Here is an 18,780-nt window from a genome sequence, read left to right on the forward strand (position 1 = left end):
CGAAGTGGATTCCGGTTCGCGTAAAGAAAATGCGTTAAAACAAATCTCTAGAGCCCCGGCCTGATGCAATCAGGTTGGGGCTCTAGCCCTGCCCGGGGATTGGCAGGCGCTCCATGATCTCCACGGACTCGCCGGGGAAGATCGCGAAGTGCGGATGGTCCTCGAACATCGCCGCCGCCGCCGCGTGGGATTCGGCCTGGACGATCACATAGCCGGCCACCCGGTTGCGGATGTCGCTCACGCCGCCGGCCGCGGCCTTCTTGGTCTTGCCCAGCGGGCCCCCATGGTCGACCACCGCCGCGGCGTGATCGGCCATCCACCGGCCCCAGGCGGCCATGCCCCTGTCGATGGTGGATTGGTCGAGCGAACTCGGATCCACCGGCGTGTCGGATCCCATGTAGAGCGCCAGGAACGTCTTCATCGCCATTTCCTCCTCGGGCCGTTTCAGGGGCCGGTTCAGCGCGACGACCATACGCCCCCAAGGAAACGCTGGCGATCGCCGCCGCCCCTCGGCTAAATACTCAGACAAAATAGGATCGAGGGGGATGCGAATGGCGACATCGAGAGGGGGCGCGCGACTGGCCCTGGCGCTGTGGGCGACGACCGCCCTGGTCGCGCCGTCCGCCATGGCGGCCTCGCCAAAGCTGGACGCCCGCGCCATCACCGCGGCCCGGTTCGGCGCCGACGCCGCCTGGTACGAAGGCAACATCCCGCTGTTCGAATCCTCGGACCCGAAGCTGGACCAGATCTACTACTATCGCTGGAGCGTGTTCCGCGCCCACCAGCGGGACCTGGGTCCGCGCGGCTACATCACCACCGAGTTCCTCGACGACGTCGGCTGGCAGCGCGAGCCCTACGCCAGCCTCAACGACGCCACCGGCTTCCACATCCAGGAGGGACGCTGGCTGCGCGACCGGCGCTACGCCGGCGACTATGTCGACTTCATGTACGAGGGCGGCGGCAACGACCGCCACTTCGCCGAGGCCATCGCCGACGCGACCTTCGCCCGCTTCCTGGTCGACGGCGACCAGGACGCCGCCACCCGCCACCTCGGCGCGATGAAGCACATCTACGCGCTGTGGGACGACCACTACGACTTCGACAAGAAGCTGTACTGGATCGAGCCGCTGCTGGACGCCACCGAGTACACGATCAGCTCGATCGACGCCTCGGGCGGCAAGGACGGTTTCACCGGCGGCCAGGCCTTCCGACCCTCGATCAACAGCTACATGTACGCCAACGCCCGGGCGATCAGCCGGCTGGCGGCCCTGACCGGCGACGCGGCCACCGCCGCGGACTATGCCGCACGCGCCGACGACCTGAAGGCGCAGGTGCAGAAGAGCCTGTGGAGCGGCGACTTCGCTCACTTCATCGACCGCTACAAGGTCAGCAACGAGCACGTGAAGTACTGGGACCCGATCCGCGGCCGCGAACTGGTCGGCTACGTGCCCTGGACCTTCGGCCTGCCGGACGACGCCCCCGCCTACGCCCAGGCCTGGAAGCACGCGATCGACCCCAAGGAACTGGCGGGCCCGGCCGGCCTGCGCACGGTCGAGCCGTCGTACCCCTACTACATGCGCCAGTACCGCTACGAAGGGACCGCGCCCGAATGCCAGTGGAACGGTCCGATCTGGCCGTTCCAGACCACCCAGGTGCTGACCGGCCTGGCCAACCTGCTCAACGACTATCGCCAGGACGTGGTCACGCGCTCGGACTACGCCCGCATGCTGGCCCAATACACCCAGCTGCATTTCAAGGACGGCAAGCCGAACCTGGAGGAGGACTATGACCCCGCCACCGGCAAGGCCATCGTCGGCCTGGCCCGCAGCCACCACTACAATCACTCCGGCTATGTCGACCTGGTGATCAGCGGCCTGGTCGGCCTGCGGCCGCGCGCCGACGACGTGCTGGAGGTCAATCCGCTGGCCCCGGCCGACCCGGCTGATCCCAACTTCCTGAGATATTTCAGCCTGCAGGACGCGCCCTATCACGGCCACTTGGTCGGGATCGCCTGGGACGCCGACGGCTCGCGCTACGGCCGCCGAGGGCTGGTCGTGACGGTGGACGGCCAGGAGGCGGCCGCCTCGCCGACCCTGGCCAGGCTCACCATCCCGCTGGCCCGCAAGCCCGCCGCGCCGATCGCCCGGCCGATCGACCTGGCGGTCAACCTGGTGCGCTCGGACTATCCCAAGGGCTCGGCCTCGGCCGGAGACGACCCCAAGACCGTGCACCAGGCGCTGGACGGGCGGGTGTGGTTCTTCCCGGAGATGGCCAACGGCTGGTCGCCGGGGACCGGCGCCAAGCAGCCCTGGTTCGCGGTGGATTTCGGCAAGCCGGTGTCGGTGCGTTCGGCCGAGCTCAGCTTCTTCGCCGACGGCAAGGCCTTCGCCGGGCCGGCCCGCTATCGGCTGGAGGCCTGGCGGAACGACCGGTGGGTGGAGGTCGCCAAGGCTCCCGCCCCGCTCGCCAACGGCGTCGACCGCACGGCCTGGACGCCGGTCACGACCTCGAAGCTGCGGGCGGTGTTCGACCTGGCGCCCGGCAAGGACATGCGGCTGGTCGAGATGAAGGTGTTCTGACCCCAAAAAAAGATCGCCCGCCCCGGCGAACGCCGGGACGGGCGAAATTCTGGGGCCCGGTCGGGGACAGGCCCATGGACCTGTCCCCGTTCAGCCTAGTTCAGGTCCAGCACCACCACCGACTTGCTCGGCAGGGTGGCGGTCAGCACGTCGCCCTTGATCGAGGCGGCGGTGAAGGCCGCCGGCTTGACCGCGTTGGGCGCGTCGAACGTGTTGTGGGCGGCCATGGTCGCGGCGGTCAGCACCCGGCCCTTGGCCGTCTTGCCGGTCACGCCCGTGAGCTTGACCGTCACGGTCGCCGACTTGTTCGGATCCATGTTGACCAGCGCCAGGTGCACCACGCCCGCCGTGTCCCGCGCCGCCGAGGCGCTGACCGCCGGGACGCTGGACTTGCCCAACGTATAGTTCGGGCTGTTGACCGCCAGCGGCAGCGAAGTCGCGCCCTGGAACGGCTTGTAGAGGTCGTAGACCCAGTAGGTCGGGGTCAGGACCATCTTTTCCTTGTCGGTCAGGATCATGGCCTGCAGCACGTTGACCATCTGGGCGATGGCCGTCAGCCGCACCCGATCGGCGTGCTTGTGGAAGATGTTCAGGGTGGCGGCGGCCACCACCGCGTCGCGCATGGTGTTCTGCTGGTAGAGGAAGCCCGGATTGCTGCCCGGCTCGCCGTCGTGCCAGATGCCCCATTCATCGACGTAGAGCCCGACCTTCTTCTCCGGGTCGTACTTGTCCATGATGGCGCTGTGCTTGGTGACGAGTTCGTCCATCCTCAGGGCCTGGACCATGGTGTCGGCCCAGAGCTGTTCGTCGAACTGGGTCGCGGAACCCTTCTTGTCCCATTTGCCGGTGGGGATCGTGTAGTAGTGCAGGCTGAGCGCGTTCATGTTCTTGGCCGCGCCGGCCATCAGGGTTTCGGTCCAGTTGTAGTCGTCGCTGTTGGCGCCGCCCGCGACCTTCACCGTCGTGGTGCCCGGCGGCACGCGCACGAACTCGGCGAAGTTGCGATAGAGGTTGGTGTAGTGGGCCGCCGTCATCTGGCCGCCGCAGCCCCAGTTCTCGTTGCCGACGCCGAAGTAGTCGAGCTTCCAGGGCTTGTCGCGGCCGTTGGCGCGGCGCATGTTGGCGATCGTCGACTGGGTCGGCGAGGTCATGTACTCGACCCACTCGGCCGTTTCCTGCGGCGTGCCGGTGCCGACATTGCCGGCCACATAGGTCTTCGTGCCGATCAGCTCGGCGAACTCCATGAACTCGTTGGTGCCGAAGCTGTTGGGCTCCTCGACGCCGCCCCACAGCACGTTGACCTTCACGGGGCGCTTGTCGCGCGGGCCCACACCCTCGCGCCAGTGATAGTCGTCGGCGAAGCAGCCGCCGGGCCAGCGCACGACCGGCACCTTGATGGCCTTCAGCGCCGCGACCACGTCGTTGCGATAGCCCCGGGTGTTGGGGATCTTGCTGTCCTCGCCAACCCAGACGCCTTCGTAGATGCCCCGGCCCAGGTGCTCGGCGAACTGGCCGTAGACTTCCGGCTGGATCACCGCGCCGGGCTGGTCGGCCCGCAGGGCGCCGGTCACGGTGGTCTGGGCGACGGCGGCCCCGGTCGTCGCCAGCGCGGCGACAGCAAGGCCCGCGACGAGCGCGTGCTTCAGCGTGGTCAGCTTCACGATATTCTCCCTAGGTCGCCGTTGGTCGGCGTTGTCTTCGGTGGTTGGATCAGTGGTTGTCGCGCGGCAGGCCCTTGGTCTGGGCGATGCGCTGATACTTCACGGCCGGCTCCAGCACGGCCCCGGTCTCCATCTGGCCGACGATGGCCCGCTGGATCTCCTGCCAGGGCGTCTGGCTTTCCGGATACTGGTAGCCGCCGGCCGCCTCGAGCGCCTTGCGCCGCGCGACGATCTCCTCCGGCGTGACCAGCACGTCGACCCGCGACTTGCGCAGGTCGACCCGCACCCGGTCGCCGGTCTTGAGCAGGGCCAGACCGCCGCCGGCCGCCGCCTCGGGCGAGGCGTTGAGGATCGAGGGCGAACCGGAGGTGCCCGACTGACGCCCGTCGCCGATGCACGGCAGCTGGTGGATCCCCTTCTTGATCAGGTAATCGGGGGCCCGCATGTTCACGACCTCGGCCGCGCCGGGATAGCCGATCGGGCCGGCCCCGCGCATGAACAGCACGCTGCGCTCGGTGATGCCGACCGCCGGATCGTCGATCCGGTGGTGGTAGTCCTCGGGCCCGTCGAACACCACGGCCTGGCCCTCGAACGCGTCCGGGTCGTCGGGATCGGACAGGTAGCGGTCGCGGAATTCCTTGGTGATCACGCTGGTCTTCATGATCGCCGAATTGAACAGGTTGCCGCGCATGACCACGAAGCCGGCGCGCTCGACCAGCGGCTTGTCGAACGGACGGATCACCGCCTCGTCCTCGATGGTCGCGTTGCGGCAGGCCTCGCCGATGGTCTTGCCCGAGACGGTCAGGGCGTCCTCGCGGATCAGGCCCTGGCCCATCAGCTGGTTGACCACGGCGGGCACGCCGCCGGCATGGTAATAGTCCTCGCCGAGATATTCGCCGGCCGGCTGCAGGTTGACCAGCAGCGGCACCTCCTCGCCATAGGTCTGCCAGTCATCGACGGAGAGCTCGACGCCCATGTGCCGGGCCAGGCCGTTCAGGTGGATCGGGGCGTTGGTCGAGCCGCCGATCGCCGAATTGACGACGATGGCGTTCAGGAACGCGTCGCGGGTCAGGATGTCGGACGGCTTGATGTCCTGTTGCACCAGCTCGACGATCCGCAGGCCGGTCTCGTAGGCGTTCTGCTGCCGGTCGCGATACGGGGCCGGGATGGCGGCCGAGCCGGTCAGCGACATACCCAGCGCCTCGGTCAGCGAGTTCATGGTCGTGGCCGTGCCCATGGTGTTGCAATAGCCGGTCGACGGGGCCGAACTGGCCACCAGCTTGATGAAGCCGGCGCGGTCGATCTCGCCGGCCGCCAGCATCTCGCGGGCCTTCCAGACGATCGTGCCCGAGCCGGTGCGCTGGCCTTTGTGCCAGCCGTTCAGCATCGGGCCCACCGACAGGGCGATGGCCGGAATGTTGACCGTCGCGGCGGCCATCAGGCAGGCGGGGGTGGTCTTGTCGCAGCCGATGGTCAGCACCACGCCGTCGATCGGATAGCCGTACAGGGTCTCGACCAGGCCCAGATACGACAGGTTGCGGTCCAGTCCCGCCGTCGGACGCTTGCCGGTCTCCTGGATCGGGTGGACCGGGAACTCCAGGGCGATGCCGCCGGCGGTGCGGATCCCCTCGCGGATCCGCTCGGCCAGCACCAGGTGGTGACGGTTGCAGGGCGACAGATCGCTGCCGGTCTGGGCGATGCCGATGATCGGCTTGCCCGACTGCAGTTCCTCCAGCGACAGGCCGAAATTCAGGTAGCGCTCCAGGTAGAGCGCCGTCATGTCCGCGTTGTCGGGATTGTCGAACCAGGCGCGCGAGCGAAGGGCGCGAGGCGGAACGGCGGCAGAGCTCATGACAGTCCTTGATAAGGCGGCCCTTGATAGAAGAGGGGGCCTTGGGTCGGCGACGGCGGGAGGGCTTGGCGGGACATCAGGAGGATTGTCCGCCATCCGGGCGGAGCGATCGACGTCCCGTTCGTTTCACTCCTGTTCATTTGTCTGACTATACCGCCCGCAAGGCGGCGTCAACGTGAGAGCTGCGCCGTTCGACGGGTGCGACAAGCCGCGCTTTCCGTTTGAACGGATGAGGAAATCATTCATTCGCAGTTGTCGGACGATAGGTGGCGCAGCTGGCGGCGGCGGACTCGGAAAATCCGCGCGTCGCGCGCCGATCGGCGCCGCATGCCGGGCTTGCGGGGACCGCCCGCAATGCTGATTCCCTCGCCTTCCGCCACCAAGGCAGGGCCGGGCGAGCCCGGACGGACGTCCTTCAACCGACGAGAAAGGTCGCGCTGGCCCTGCCGGCGGCGTCCTTGGCCGGCCCGACCACGACCGCCCCGTCCTGGTGGCGCAGATAGCCACCGCCTGGCGCCGCGAACGAGACCCCGCGTCCGCCGGCCAGTCCGGGAACCCGGCGAAAGCCGCTCCGCGCGGGATCGTCGCTCGCGCCGGCCAGCGCCACCGCGCCGCCCGACGCCGCCTGCAGCACATGGCCGGGCTTGAGGATCGGCTCCAGGACCACGGCGCCGGCCGCTCCGGGCTTCTGGCGGAACTGGGTGGTCGCCAGAGGGCCGTCGCCGACCGCCAGCCGCGTCCCGTCCAGGCGAAGATAGGCGCCCGGCCGGTCCAGCGGCGCGAAGCGGTCGGGGATCTCGCCGGCCCCGACGGGCACGCCGAAGTCGGGTGTTCCGTCCGGATGGTAATAGAGTCGCTGCACCCGGGTGTGCCGGTTCGGGTCGAACAGCGGATCACCCTGGATGGTCTTGTAGTCGCGGCCATGGAAGACCAGCACGTCGCGGCCCCGCTCGTCGACGGTGAACGAGTTGTGGCCCGGGCCATAGACGCCCGTCTCTTCCGACGAGACGAAGACCGGGGCCTGGGACTTGCTCCAGGCAGCCGCCGACATCAGATCGGCGCCGGCGTCCGCGGTCAGCAGGCCCAGGCAGTAGCGGGCGTCGGTGGCGCTGGCGGAATAGGCGATGAACACGTGGCCGTTGCGCGCCAGGAAGGCCGGGGCTTCGTTGACCTTGAAGCCTTCGATCTCCCACGGAAGCGTCGGGACGCTCAGGCGGACCGGCGGACGGGCCAGGGTGAGCGGCGTGGCCAGCGGGGCCAGGTAGAGGTTGCTGTTGGTCGCGATCCCCGGCTCCTGCTGCGCCCAGCACAGGTAGCGCACGCCGTGATGGCTGAAGACGGTGGAGTCCAGCGTGAAGGTGTCCCACGGCGTCTGCAGTTGGCCCAGCACCTCCCAGCGGCCGGCCAGGGCGTCGCGGTCCAGGCAGCGCAGGACGTAGGTGCGGATGTGGAAGGGCTCGCCCGCGTCGCCGGCCGCGAAGTACATGTGCCAGCGCCCGTCGATCCAGTGCAGCTCGGGCGCCCAGATATAGCCGCCCAGCTTGCCCTGCGCGGGCCGTCGCCAGATCACCGCCTCGGGCGCGGTCGCGAGGCCCGCCAGGGTGGGCGCGCGACGCAGGACCAGCCGGTCATATTCGGGGACCGAGGCGGTCATGTAGTAGTCGCCGTCGTCGTGGCGGAACACCTGGGCGTCGGCTCGCTGCCGCACCAGCGGATTGCGCGCGCCGCCGCCGGGGGCCTTGGCCTCGGCCGACGCCGCGGCGGCCAGCACGGTCGCGCCGGCGCCGACCATCACGGCGCGCCGCGATGGCGGAAAATCGAAACGCATCGCGGGTCTCCGAACTCAGTCCTTGGGGTCGATCGCCGCCCGGGTGTCTTCCAGGGCCAAGCCGACCAGCTTCTCCATCGCCTGCCGCGCCTGGTCGGGCCTGGCCGCGGCGATGGCGTCGAACACCTTCCAGTGGTCGGGCATCGGGTCGCGCGGCAGCTCGCGCTTGCGCTGCTTGAAGATCGTGGTCCAGCGCACCGCCGCGCCGATGCTGCTGGACAGGGTGAACAGCGGCGCGTTGCCGGTGGCCTCCAGCACGGTGTCGTGGAAGTCGCGGTCGGCGGCCTGGCCGGCGTCGGTGGCCAGGGTCTGGCTCTCCATCTGGATCAGCGCCTTGCGCATGCGCTCCAGCTGGCCGTCGTCGCGGCGCTCGGCGGCCAGGGCCGCGGCGGCCGGCTCGACGATCATCCGCAGCTCGTAGAGGCCCTTGAGAAACTCCTCGCTGGGCTCGGATTCGAAGAACCAGGCCAGCACCTCGGGGTCCAGCAGGCTCCAGCGATTGCGTTCGGTGACCCGGGTGCCGGTCTTCGGGCGGCTCTCGACCAGCCCCTTGGCGGCCAGGATGCGGATGGCCTCGCGATAGGCGCTCCGCGAGACCTGCAGCTGTTCGCTGGAATCGATCTCGTTGTTGAGGATGTCGCCCGGCGCGTATTGGCCCGAGACGATGGCCACGCCGAGCGTGCGGGCGATCGAGCCGTGGATCCGGCTGTTGGCCACCCCCTCCCGCGCGAAGTCCCCGTCCCCGGCCTTGTCCTTCTTCTTCCGCACGCGCGCTTCGCTCCCTGCCCGGTCGATGGATGGACCCCCGCCCGTCCGCCGCTCCGGCGCAGCGCGACACTAGCGAGACAGTTTATGCGCCGACAAGGAATTTCGCAGCCGGCCGTCGATCGCGCCGCCAAATTCCCCGCCAAAAGTACGATGATTGCCAAACCCCGGCGCGGCGCGGGTTTGCGCTGGTTCCCGTGCTATCACGGCGTCCGGCCTGGCGACACCCCTGGCCGCGCCGCGTCGATCCGGGTTTGACACCGCCCAGCAGATCGCTATTTGTCCGACTTAATAGCCAAACCCGCTGGGAGGTCGCGACAGCCATGGTGCTGCGGTTCGTGCAACTGAAGGAAAAGGACGGGGCGCGAATCCTCGCGGCGGTCAACGATTCGGGCCTGGCCCGGAAGGTCGAGGTGGCTGACACCCTGCTGGCCCTGGCGCAAGCCGCCCTGGCGGCCGGCGCCACCCTGGCCGAGGCCGCCCAGGCCCACCCGCTCGGCGCCGAGGTCGACATCCCCGCCGCCCTGGCCGAGGGCCGGGTGCTGGCCCCGATCGACCATCCCGATCCCGCCCACCTGGTGCTGACCGGCACCGGCCTGACCCACCTGGGCTCGGCCGAGGGCCGCGACAAGATGCACAAGGCCGCCCAGGCGGGGGAACAGCTGACCGATTCCATGCGGATGTTCCTGATGGGCGTCGAGGGCGGCAAGCCCGCCGCCGGCCAGGTCGGAGCCCAGCCCGAGTGGTTCTACAAGGGCGACGGCTCGCACGTGGTCGGCCACGGCGCCGCCTTGACCTCGCCCGCCTTCGCCAAGGACGGCGGCGAGGAGCCGGAGATCGCCGGCGTCTACCTGATCGGCCCGGACGGGACGCCCCATCGCCTGGGCTTCTGCCTGGCCAACGAGTTCTCCGATCACATCATCGAGCGCGGCAACTATCTGTGGCTGGCCCACTCCAAGCTGCGCCAGGCGGCCCTGGGCCCCGAACTGCTGACCGGCGACCTGCCGGCCGACGTGCGCGGCGCCAGCAAGATCCTGCGCGACGGCCAGGTGGTCTGGGAAAAGCCCTTCCTGTCGGGCGAGGCGAACATGTCCCACACGATCGCCAACCTCGAGCACCACCACTTCAAGTACGACATCTTCCGCAAGCCGGGCGACGTTCACGTGCACTTCTTCGGCACGGCCACCCTGTCGTTCTCGGAGGGCTTCCAGACCCAGGTCGGCGACGTGTTCGAGATCGGCGCCGCGCCGTTCCTCTATCCGACCCACAACGCCCTGGCCCAGGCGCAGGACAAGCCGGTGACGGTGCGCAGCCTGTGAGCAAGATCCGCCTGGCTCTCGTTGGCCTGGGCAAGATCGCCCGCGACCAGCACCTGCCCGCCATCGCCGCCGACGACCGCTTCGAGCTGGTCGCCATCGTCAGCCGCAACGCCGACCTCGACGGCGTCGCCCACTTCACGACCCTGGCCGATCTCCTGGCCAGCGACGTGGCGGTCGACGCGGTGTCGCTGTGCACCCCGCCGCAGCCGCGCCACGCCCTGGCCCACCTGGCCCTGGCGGCCGGCAAGCACGTGATGCTGGAGAAGCCGCCCGGCGCGACGCTGAGCGAGGTCGAGGACCTGCGCCTGACCGCCGCCGAGCGCGGCCTGACCCTGCAGACCACCTGGCACTCGCGCTACGCCCAGGGCGTGGCGCCCGCCCGCGCCTGGCTGGCCGACAAGGCCATCAAGGCCGTGCGCATCGACTGGCGCGAGGACGTGCGCGTCTGGCATCCGGGCCAGACCTGGATCTGGGAGGCCGGCGGCCTGGGCGTGTTCGATCCCGGCATCAACGCCCTGTCGATCGCCACCGCCATCCTGCCCCGGCCGTTCTTCCTGACCGGCGCGGTGCTGCACGTGCCGGAGAACTGCCAGTCGCCAATCCAGGCCGAGCTGGATTTCGTCGACGCCGCCGGCGCCCCGGTCCGGGCCGAGTTCGACTTCCTGCAGACGGGGCCCCAGAGCTGGGACATCGCCGTCGAGACCGACGCCGGCGTGTTGAAGCTGTCGCATGGCGGCGCCAAGCTGTTCATCGACGGCGAACTGCTCCATGAGGGCCCGGACGCCGAATATGCCGGCCTCTACGACGCCTTCGCGCGCCTGGTGGCCGGCGCCGCCAGCGATGTCGACGTCAGCCCGCTGCGTCACGTCGCCGACGCCTTCCTGCTGGGTCGACGGGTCGTCGCTCCAGCGTTCATCGAATAGAGCGAGACAGCTAATGGCCGAAGCCGCCCTGCGGGCCCTGAACCCCGCCACCAACGAACACTTCGGCCCCAGCTTCCCAGAGCCCAGCGCCGCCCAGATCGAGGCGGCCTGCGCCGCCGCCGCCGCCGCGTTCGACACCTATCGCGAGACGGATCTTGAGACCCGAGCCGCCTTCCTCGAGGCGATCGCCACCGAGATCGAGGCGCTGGGCGATGACCTGATCCAGACGGCCATGGCCGAGACCGGCCTGCCCCAGGCCCGCATCACCGGCGAGCGCGGCCGCACCTGCGGCCAACTGCGGCTGTTCGCCCAGGTCGTGCGGCGCGGCGACTGGATCGGCGCGCGCATCGACCCGGCCATGCCCGAGCGCACGCCCCTGCCCCGCGCCGACCTGCGCCAGCGCTTCATCCCGCTGGGCCCGGTGGTGGTGTTCGGCGCCAGCAACTTCCCCCTGGCCTTCTCGACCGGCGGCGGCGACACCGCCTCGGCCCTGGCGGCCGGCTGCCCGGTGATCGTCAAGGGCCACTCGGCCCACCCCAACACCGGCGCGATGGTCGGGAGCGCGATCGACAAGGCGATCAAGACGGCCGGCCTGCCCGCCGGCGTGTTCTCCATCCTGATCGGCCAGCAGCGCACCCTGGGCGCTGGCCTGGTCGCCGATCCGCGCATCAAGGCCGTGGGCTTCACCGGCTCGCGGGCCGGCGGCGTGGCCTTCATGCGGATCGCCGCCGAGCGTCGCGAGCCGATCCCGGTCTTCGCCGAGATGAGCAGCATCAATCCGGTGGTGCTGATGCCCGCCGCCCTGGCCGCCCGGGCCGAGGCCCTCGGCGCGGCCTTCATCGGCTCGCTGACCATGGGCGCGGGCCAGTTCTGCACCAACCCCGGCCTGATCTTCGCCCTCGATGGCCCCGACCTCGACCGCTTCGAGGCCGCCGCCATCGCCGCCCTGACCGCCGCCCAGCCGCAGGTCATGCTGACGCCCGGCATCTTCGGCGCCTATGAGCAGGGCGTGAACCAGCTGCTCGACCGCGACGGGGTCAAGCTGCTGGCGCGCGGCTGCGTCGGCGACGGCGTCAACCAGGCGGTCGGCGCGCTGTTCTCGGTCGACGCCGAGACCTTCCAGCGCGACGCGGTGCTCAGCCACGAGGTGTTCGGCTCGTCGTCGCTGATCGTGCGGGTCAAGGACGCCGCCCAGCTGGCGACGGTGCTGGAAAGCCTGGAGGGCCAGCTGACCGCCACCCTGCAGATGGATCCCGCCGACGTCGAGGCCGCCCGTCCCCTGCTGCCGATCCTGGAGCGCAAGGCCGGCCGCGTCCTGGCCAACGGCTGGCCCACCGGCGTGGAGGTCTCCAACGCCATGGTCCACGGCGGCCCGTTCCCGGCCACCTCCGACCCGCGCGGCACCTCGGTCGGCACGCGCGCCATCGAGCGCTTCCTGCGGCCGGTCTGCTACCAGGACATCCCCGACGCCCTGCTGCCGGCCGCGCTGAAGGCCGACAACCCGCTGGGCGTGCGGCGGGCCATCGACGGAGTGCTGTAGAGCGGCTCTCGGCTCATCCGGAAGCGGGGGTGGGCGCAGGCGCCTATCCCCGCGCCGCCTCCGGGCGGATATTAAGTCCGACAATTGTAATGTTCGCCTTCGCGCGTTCCAGCGCCGGCCGCGTTCCCTTTGATCGCATCCACTTTTCGTCTTGCGCCACGCGAGATTCAACGCCATCCTCGTTTTGTCTGAGTAAATAGCCCAGACAAACCAGCCCTCCGCCAAGGCGGGCGGAAACAAAGGCGCTCGGCGCCGCGCGATCGGGAGGAAACGACGGCTTCACGCCGCCCTTCCGTCTTGCGCGCCGCCGGGCCGTCCGGGGAGTGGATGCGTGGCGCGCGTGCGGCTTGACCATCTGAGCAAGAGTTTCGGTTCCGTCGCCGTGCTCGACGACATCCGCCTCGACATCGCTTCCGGCGAGTTCATCGCCTTCCTCGGCCCGTCGGGCTGCGGCAAGTCCACCCTGCTGCGGATGATCGCCGGGCTCGAGACCGTCGAGACGGGCCAGATCCACATCGGCGAGCGGCGCGTCGATCCGCTGCCGCCGGGCGACCGCGGCGTGGCCATGGTGTTCCAGCACTACGCCCTCTACCCGCACATGACGATCTTCGAAAACATGGCGTTCGGCCTGCGCAACGCGAAGGTCCCCAAGGCCGAGATCGAGACGCGCGTGGCCGAGGCCGCCCGCATCCTGGAGATCGAGCGCTTCCTGCGCTCCAAGCCCGGCCAGCTGTCGGGCGGTCAGCGCCAGCGCGTCGCCATCGGCCGGGCCATCGTCAAGAAGCCCGACCTGTTCCTGTTCGACGAGCCGCTCTCCAACCTCGACGCCGCCCTGCGCATGCGCACGCGGCTGGAGCTGGCCCAGCTGCGCCGCCGGGTCCAGGCGACGATGATCCTGGTCACCCACGACCAGGTCGAGGCCATGACCCTGGCCGACCGCATCGTGGTGATGAGCGACCGCCGCATCCAGCAGGTCGGGACGCCGATGGAGATCTACGCCCGTCCGGCCAACCGCTTCGTGGCCACGTTCGTCGGCTCGCCGCCGATGAGCTTCCTGGACGCGACGCTGGGCGAGGGCCCCAACGGCTTGGCCCGCGCGACCCTGCCAGGCGGCGCGAGCATCGACACCGAAGTCCCCCTCGCCGCCCTGCCCGCCAGCACCGCCTGGCGCCTGGGCCTGCGGGCCGAGGCCGTGAAGGTCGTCGCGCCGGGCGCTGGCCAGGTCGACGCCAGGGTCGAGTTCGTCGAGCGGCTGGGCGACCGCACCCTGGTCTATCTGCGCCTGGCCGACGGCGCGGCGATCACGGCTGAGGACGCCGGGACCAGCCGCGCGGCGATGGGCGACCTGGTCGGCCTGGCCCTGGACAGCGCCACGCACCTGTTCGACGCCGACGACCGCGCCCACCGCGGCCCGTCGCCAGCGGACGGCCGCCCATGACCGCCGCCTCGCCCCGCAAGAGCCGCTGGACCAACGGCCTGTTCGTCGGGCCGTACCTGCTGGCCTACCTGACCCTGCTGCTCTACCCGCTGCTGGCGGGCGTGTGGCTGAGCCTGCACAAGGCCGACCTGTTCGGCGGCGAGGCGTTCGTCGGGCTCGAGAACTTCGGCCGGCTGCTGCGCGACACGGTGTTCCTGCAGGCGGTGCGCAACACCTTCTGGTTCGTGCTGCTGACCGTGCCGCCGCTGGCGGTGATCGCCCTGGGCCTGGCCATCGCCCTGAACCGCCCCACCCGCGCCGCCGCCATCTTCCGCGGGGTGTTTTTCAGCTCGTCGGTGCTGTCGGTGACCATCGTCACCCTGATCTGGCGACTGGTGCTGATCCCCGACGGCGGACTGATCGCCAACCTGCTGCACGCGGTCGGGCGGCCACCGATCCCGCTGCTCAGCCATCCCGACCTGGTGCTGCCCGCCATCGCCCTGACCACCGTCTGGTGGTGCCTGGGCCTGCCGATGATGCTGTACCTGGCGGCCCTGCAGCAGGTGCCGGCCGAGCTCTACGAAGCCGCCGCCCTCGACCGGGCCGGGCCGTGGAAGACCCTGACCCGCATCACCCTGCCCTCGATCCGCCGGACCCTGGTGCTGGTGGTGATCATCCAGTGCGTGCTGCAGTTCCAGCTGTTCGGCCAGGCCCAACTGCTGACCCAGGGCGGCCCCAACGGCGCCTCGCGGCCGATCGTGCTGTTCATCTACGAGGTCGGCTTCCGGCGCTGGGACATCGGCTACGCGGCCGCCGCGTCCGAGATCCTGTTCGGCCTGATCCTGGTCGCCACGATCCTCCAGTACGTCACCACCCGTGACAGGACACCGCGTGACGGGGCGGCGGTCCGATGAGCGCCCTGGACCGCGCCGCCGGGCGCAATCCCTGGATCGCCCCCCTGGGCTGGGCCGCCCTGACCCTGGCCGCGGTGGCCATGGTCCTGCCGCTGGCGTGGACCGTGGGCCTGTCGCTGAAGTCGAACGGCGAGTTGCTGCGCGACACGGCCTCGGTGTTCCGCGGTCCCTACACCCTGGAGAACTACGGTTCGATCCTGGCCCGGGCGACGGTGTTCCGCTGGCTGGCCAACAGCCTGCTGGTCTCGCTGTGCACGACCGCCGGCGTGCTGGCCCTGTCGTCCCTGGCCGGCTACGGCTTCGCTCGGCTGGAGTTCCCGGGCCGCAGGTGGCTGTTCGCCCTGGTGCTGTTCGGCCTGGCCGTGCCCGAGCAGTCGGTGATCATCACCCGCCACCAGCTGTTCTCCGCCCTGCACCTGCACAACACCTATCCCGGCCTGATCCTGCCGGGCCTGGCCGCGCCGTTCGGGGTGTTCCTGATGACCCAGTACTTCAAGGCCATCCCGGTCGAGCTGGACGAGGCGGCGATGCTGGACGGCGCCAGTCGCCGGCAGGTGTTCTGGAAGGTGCTGCTGCCCCTGACCCTGCCCGCCCAGGCGACCCTGGGCATCTTCACCTTCCTGTCGTCGTGGAACGACTACTGGTGGCCGCTGATCTCGGCGACGCGCAGCGAGATGTTCACCCTGACCGTCGGCGTGGCCAGCTCGCAGATCAACTTCGCCCAGACCAGCGGCCTGGGCTTCCTGATGGCCCAGGCGGTGTTCGCCAGCGCGCCGATCCTGGTCGTCTACGTGTTCTTCCAGAAGTACATCGTGCGGGCCGTGTCGGGAGCGGCGGTGCGATGAGCCGCCTGCCCCGCATTTTCATGATCGCCGCCGCCGCCCTCAGCCTGTTCGGCTGCGCCAAGCCCGACGACGTCACCCGGATCACCGTCCAGCGGATCTTCGGCGAGTGCCGCTCGGCGGGGGCCGGTGCGCGCAATCCCGACGGCGAGTGCGAGATCATCACCGGCCTGCTGGATCAGTTCCAGCGCGAGAACCCGGACATCCGGCTGAAGGTCAACATCGCCGCCTGGCCCGGCTACGACCAGCTGTCGGCCCAGTTCGCGGCCGGCGATCCGCCGGATCTGGTGACCATGCACATGTCGGCGATCTCCGACTACCAGTCGCGCGGCCTGATCGAGCCGATGGGGCCGGGGCTGGAAAGCGTCGGGGTCGACCCCGCCGCCTTCACCCGCGCCGCCCGCGAGGGGGTGACCAAGAACGGCCAGGTCTGGGGTCTGCCCTTCGACAACTGGGCGCCGCTCTGGCACATCAACCTGAACCAGTTCCGCCAGGCGGGGCTGGTCAGGGACGGCCAGCCGGTCCTGCCGACCAGCGCCGACGAGCTGCTGGCCCAGGCCCGCCAGTTCAGGGCCGCCACCGGCAAGCCCTATCTGGTCCAGGCCATGGCCAACGAGACGGCCAGCTACACCCGCAACCTCTACACCTGGCTGATGACCCAGGACGCGGCGTTCTTCCCCGACCCCAAGCACATCAAGCTGACGACGCCGCAAGCCCATCGGATCGTGGCGCTGTTCAAGCAGCTCTACGACGAGAACCTGACCACCAAGGACCAGGACTATCCGGCCGCCACCAGCGGCTTCATGAACGGCGACGGCGGAGTCTATCTGGTCGGCACCTGGATGATCGGCACGTTCGAGGCGGAGTCGCACACGCCGGGCCGGCCCCTGTCGGGCGGCTATGCCGTCGTTCCCTATCCCCGCCTGTTCGGAACCCGGGACGCCGCCTTCGTCGACGGCCACGCCTGGGTCGTGCCGCATCGCGACCGGACGCCCCAGCAGCGCGCCGCGGTCTACCGCCTGGCGAAGTTCCTGGCCGACCACGATTACGACTGGTCGCGCACCGGCCACCTGCCGGCCATGCAGGCGGTGATCGACAGCCCGCGCTTCGCGGCCCTGCCCCACCGCCGAGCCATCGCGCCCCTGGCGACCATCGGCCAGACCCTGCCGCCCCAGGTGCAGCGCCAGTTCGCCATCCAGGACATCATCGGCGACGAGATGGCCAGCGCCATCACCGGCCGCAAACCGATCGACACCGCCCTCGTCGACGCCGAGCGACGCGTCAACGACCTGCTGTTCCACCTTCTGTAGCCAGACGAGCCCGCCATGCTGACCGCCAAGATCATCGCCGACGCCGACTTCGTGGTGGCCCCGCTGGATCGCCGGATCTTCGGGACCTTCGTCGAGCACATGGGCCGCTGCGTCTATGGCGGCATCTACGAGCCCGGCCACCCCACGGCCACGCCCGAGGGATTCCGCCAGGACGTGCTGGACCTGACCCGGGAGCTGGGCGTCACCCTCGTCCGCTATCCGGGCGGCAACTTCCTGTCGGGCTACAACTGGGAAGACGGCGTCGGGCCCAAGGAGGATCGTCCCGTCCGCCTGGACCTGGCCTGGCACTCGACCGAGACCAACCAGTTCGGGACCAACGAGTTCATCACCTGGTGCCGCAAGGCGCAGCTGGAGCCGATGTTCGCGGTGAACGTCGGCACGCGCGGCACCGACGAGGCCCGCCACTTCCTGGAATACTGCAACCACCCGGGCGGGACCCACTATTCAGACCTGCGCCGCGCGCACGGCTACGAGCAGCCGCATGGCGTCAAGTTCTGGTGCATCGGCAACGAGATGGACGGCCCCTGGCAGATTTGCGCCAAGACCTCGGCCGAGTACGGCCGCATCGCCCAGGAGACCGGCAAGGTGATGAAGTGGGTCGACCCCACGATCGAGCTGACCGCCTGCGGCTCGTCCCAGCGGGCCATGCCCACCTACGGCAAGTGGGAATACGAGGTGCTGGACCAGTGCTTCGACCAGGTCGACTACATCTCGCTGCACCACTACTGCCGCAACGATTCCGACGACATCCACGAGTTCCTGGCCACGATCGACGACCTGGACCACTTCATCCGCGAGGTGGCGTCGATCGCCGACGCCGTGGCCGCCAAGCGCCGCTCCAAGAAGCGGATCATGCTGTCGCTGGACGAATGGAACGTCTGGTACAAGGCCAGCGGCCCCGACGACCTGAAGCAGCCCGGCTGGCCGGAAGCCCCGCCGCTGATCGAGGAGGTCTACAATCACGAGGACGCCCTGGTGGTGGGCGGCTGCCTGATCGTGATGATGAACAACGCCGACCGGGTGAAGGCCGGGTGCCTGGCCCAGCTGGTCAATGTGATCGGCCCGATCATGACCGAGACCGGCGGCCCGGCCTGGCGCCAGACCATCTTCCACCCGTTCGCCGACTGCGCCCGCCACGGCCGCGGCGAGGTGCTGCGGCTGAAGGTCGAGACCGGCACGTTCCCGACCAAGGCCCACGGCGAGGTCCCCAGCCTGCTGGCCACGATCGTCCGCGATCCCGACACCGGCGCGGCTGCCCTGTTCGCCCTGAACCGCAGCGTCACCGACGACATGGACCTGTCCGTCGACCTGCGGGGCGTCGCCGACGACCTGGTGATCGCCAGTTCGACCCAGCTGCACGATCCGGACCTGAAGAGAACCAACACCAAGGCTGCGCCGGACGCCGTCTCGCCGGTCGCCAACCCGACCACCAGGCTGGAAGGCGGCCGCCTGACGGCGACGCTGAAGCGCCAGTCCTGGAACGTGATCAGCCTGGCGCGGGGGTGACGCAACGGTTTCTGGCCTGACCAATCAGGGGCCGGGCGATATATTTGTCTGACCAGGAAAGCGGTCGTTCAAGCCTCAGCCCCGCATCCCGCTCGGGACCCGTGCGCCCGAGGCGCAAATCGCGATCGACTCTCCGAACTCACATGGTCTTGGCGGTGTTCGCCCTTGATCGGTCGAGATCATCGCCGCGCCGTGGGCCAAACCAGGGGAATTTCGTTCCACTCGATCGGCTGACGTCGAAGAGGCAACAGCCTTGCGGTAACTGCATTTGTCAGACAAGATGACCGGATTGAACAACTCCGC

General features: G+C 69.5%; 14 protein-coding genes. 9 read left to right on the forward strand and 5 right to left on the reverse strand.

Features of this window, described 5'->3' with window-relative positions; translation table 11 throughout:
- Positions 1-82: 82 nt before the first annotated feature.
- A complete protein-coding gene (locus AC07NX_RS01305; RefSeq protein WP_494638402.1) occupies positions 83-421 on the reverse strand; it encodes a hypothetical protein in 339 nt (112 codons plus the stop codon).
- A gap of 130 nt (positions 422-551) precedes the next feature.
- On the opposite strand from AC07NX_RS01305, the gene AC07NX_RS01310 reads away from it, so the two are divergent.
- Entirely contained in the window at positions 552-2,579 is a 2,028-nt protein-coding gene (locus AC07NX_RS01310) for an MGH1-like glycoside hydrolase domain-containing protein (RefSeq protein ID WP_494638404.1), read from the forward strand.
- Positions 2,580-2,674: 95 nt separating this feature from the next.
- Here the strand turns inward: AC07NX_RS01310 and AC07NX_RS01315 are convergent, their stop codons facing one another.
- From AC07NX_RS01315 to AC07NX_RS01330, 4 genes are all read right to left on the reverse strand, one after another.
- Positions 2,675-4,240 carry an alpha-N-arabinofuranosidase gene (locus AC07NX_RS01315; protein ID WP_494638405.1) on the reverse strand — a complete coding sequence of 522 codons (1,566 nt, stop codon included), beginning with the start codon at positions 4,238-4,240 and terminating at the stop codon, positions 2,675-2,677.
- A gap of 49 nt (positions 4,241-4,289) precedes the next feature.
- Complete coding sequence (locus tag AC07NX_RS01320; protein WP_494638407.1) at positions 4,290-6,092, reverse strand: IlvD/Edd family dehydratase; 1,803 nt, start codon at positions 6,090-6,092, stop codon at positions 4,290-4,292.
- Between the two features lie 415 nt (positions 6,093-6,507).
- A complete protein-coding gene (locus tag AC07NX_RS01325) occupies positions 6,508-7,920 on the reverse strand; it encodes a family 43 glycosylhydrolase (protein WP_494638409.1) in 1,413 nt (470 codons plus the stop codon).
- A 15-nt stretch (positions 7,921-7,935) separates the two neighbouring features.
- Positions 7,936-8,688: a FadR/GntR family transcriptional regulator gene (locus AC07NX_RS01330; protein ID WP_035082189.1), complete on the reverse strand. Its 753-nt coding sequence runs from the start codon at positions 8,686-8,688 to the stop codon at positions 7,936-7,938.
- Positions 8,689-9,008: 320 nt separating this feature from the next.
- On the opposite strand from AC07NX_RS01330, the gene araD1 reads away from it, so the two are divergent.
- The 8 genes from araD1 (at position 9,009) to arfA (ending at position 18,477) form a co-directional block, all read left to right on the forward strand.
- Positions 9,009-10,004, forward strand: a complete 996-nt coding sequence (gene araD1, locus AC07NX_RS01335; RefSeq protein ID WP_494638412.1) for an AraD1 family protein — start codon at positions 9,009-9,011, stop codon at positions 10,002-10,004.
- A complete protein-coding gene (locus AC07NX_RS01340; RefSeq protein ID WP_494638414.1) occupies positions 10,001-10,927 on the forward strand; it encodes a Gfo/Idh/MocA family protein in 927 nt (308 codons plus the stop codon). Before araD1 ends, AC07NX_RS01340 begins: the two co-directional genes overlap by 4 nt.
- Positions 10,928-10,940: 13 nt before the next feature.
- Positions 10,941-12,467 (forward strand): aldehyde dehydrogenase (NADP(+)), encoded by a 1,527-nt coding sequence (locus AC07NX_RS01345; protein ID WP_494638416.1) that lies wholly within the window; start codon positions 10,941-10,943, stop codon positions 12,465-12,467.
- 340 nt (positions 12,468-12,807) lie between these two features.
- Complete coding sequence (locus AC07NX_RS01350) at positions 12,808-13,905, forward strand: ABC transporter ATP-binding protein (RefSeq protein WP_494638418.1); 1,098 nt, start codon at positions 12,808-12,810, stop codon at positions 13,903-13,905.
- Complete coding sequence (locus AC07NX_RS01355; protein ID WP_494638420.1) at positions 13,902-14,798, forward strand: carbohydrate ABC transporter permease; 897 nt, start codon at positions 13,902-13,904, stop codon at positions 14,796-14,798. The genes AC07NX_RS01350 and AC07NX_RS01355 overlap by 4 nt, the downstream gene beginning before the upstream one ends.
- Positions 14,795-15,643, forward strand: coding sequence for a carbohydrate ABC transporter permease (locus AC07NX_RS01360; protein WP_494638421.1), 849 nt, complete (start codon positions 14,795-14,797; stop codon positions 15,641-15,643). Before AC07NX_RS01355 ends, AC07NX_RS01360 begins: the two co-directional genes overlap by 4 nt.
- Entirely contained in the window at positions 15,640-16,950 is a 1,311-nt protein-coding gene (locus AC07NX_RS01365) for an extracellular solute-binding protein (RefSeq protein ID WP_494638423.1), read from the forward strand. Before AC07NX_RS01360 ends, AC07NX_RS01365 begins: the two co-directional genes overlap by 4 nt.
- Before the next feature lie 15 nt (positions 16,951-16,965).
- On the forward strand, positions 16,966-18,477 hold the full coding sequence (gene arfA, locus AC07NX_RS01370; protein ID WP_494638425.1) for an arabinosylfuranosidase ArfA: 1,512 nt from the start codon (positions 16,966-16,968) through the stop codon (positions 18,475-18,477).
- Positions 18,478-18,780 lie beyond the last annotated feature (303 nt).

It is taken from the genome of Caulobacter sp. GW821-FHT09A05, from assembly GCF_059418465.1.

Excerpts from the sequence above, each read along its gene's own strand:
- AC07NX_RS01355 (WP_494638420.1), top strand. The coding sequence starts at position 13,902 with ATGACCGCCGCCTCGCCCCGCAAGAGCCGCTGGACCAACGGCCTGTTC.
- AC07NX_RS01305 (WP_494638402.1), bottom strand. The coding sequence starts at position 421 with ATGAAGACGTTCCTGGCGCTCTACATGGGATCCGACACGCCGGTGGAT.
- araD1 (WP_494638412.1), top strand. The coding sequence starts at position 9,009 with ATGGTGCTGCGGTTCGTGCAACTGAAGGAAAAGGACGGGGCGCGAATC.
- AC07NX_RS01360 (WP_494638421.1), top strand. The coding sequence starts at position 14,795 with ATGAGCGCCCTGGACCGCGCCGCCGGGCGCAATCCCTGGATCGCCCCC.
- AC07NX_RS01365 (WP_494638423.1), top strand. The coding sequence starts at position 15,640 with ATGAGCCGCCTGCCCCGCATTTTCATGATCGCCGCCGCCGCCCTCAGC.
- AC07NX_RS01345 (WP_494638416.1), top strand. The coding sequence starts at position 10,941 with ATGGCCGAAGCCGCCCTGCGGGCCCTGAACCCCGCCACCAACGAACAC.
- arfA (WP_494638425.1), top strand. The coding sequence starts at position 16,966 with ATGCTGACCGCCAAGATCATCGCCGACGCCGACTTCGTGGTGGCCCCG.
- AC07NX_RS01320 (WP_494638407.1), bottom strand. The coding sequence starts at position 6,092 with ATGAGCTCTGCCGCCGTTCCGCCTCGCGCCCTTCGCTCGCGCGCCTGG.
- AC07NX_RS01325 (WP_494638409.1), bottom strand. The coding sequence starts at position 7,920 with ATGCGTTTCGATTTTCCGCCATCGCGGCGCGCCGTGATGGTCGGCGCC.
- AC07NX_RS01310 (WP_494638404.1), top strand. The coding sequence starts at position 552 with ATGGCGACATCGAGAGGGGGCGCGCGACTGGCCCTGGCGCTGTGGGCG.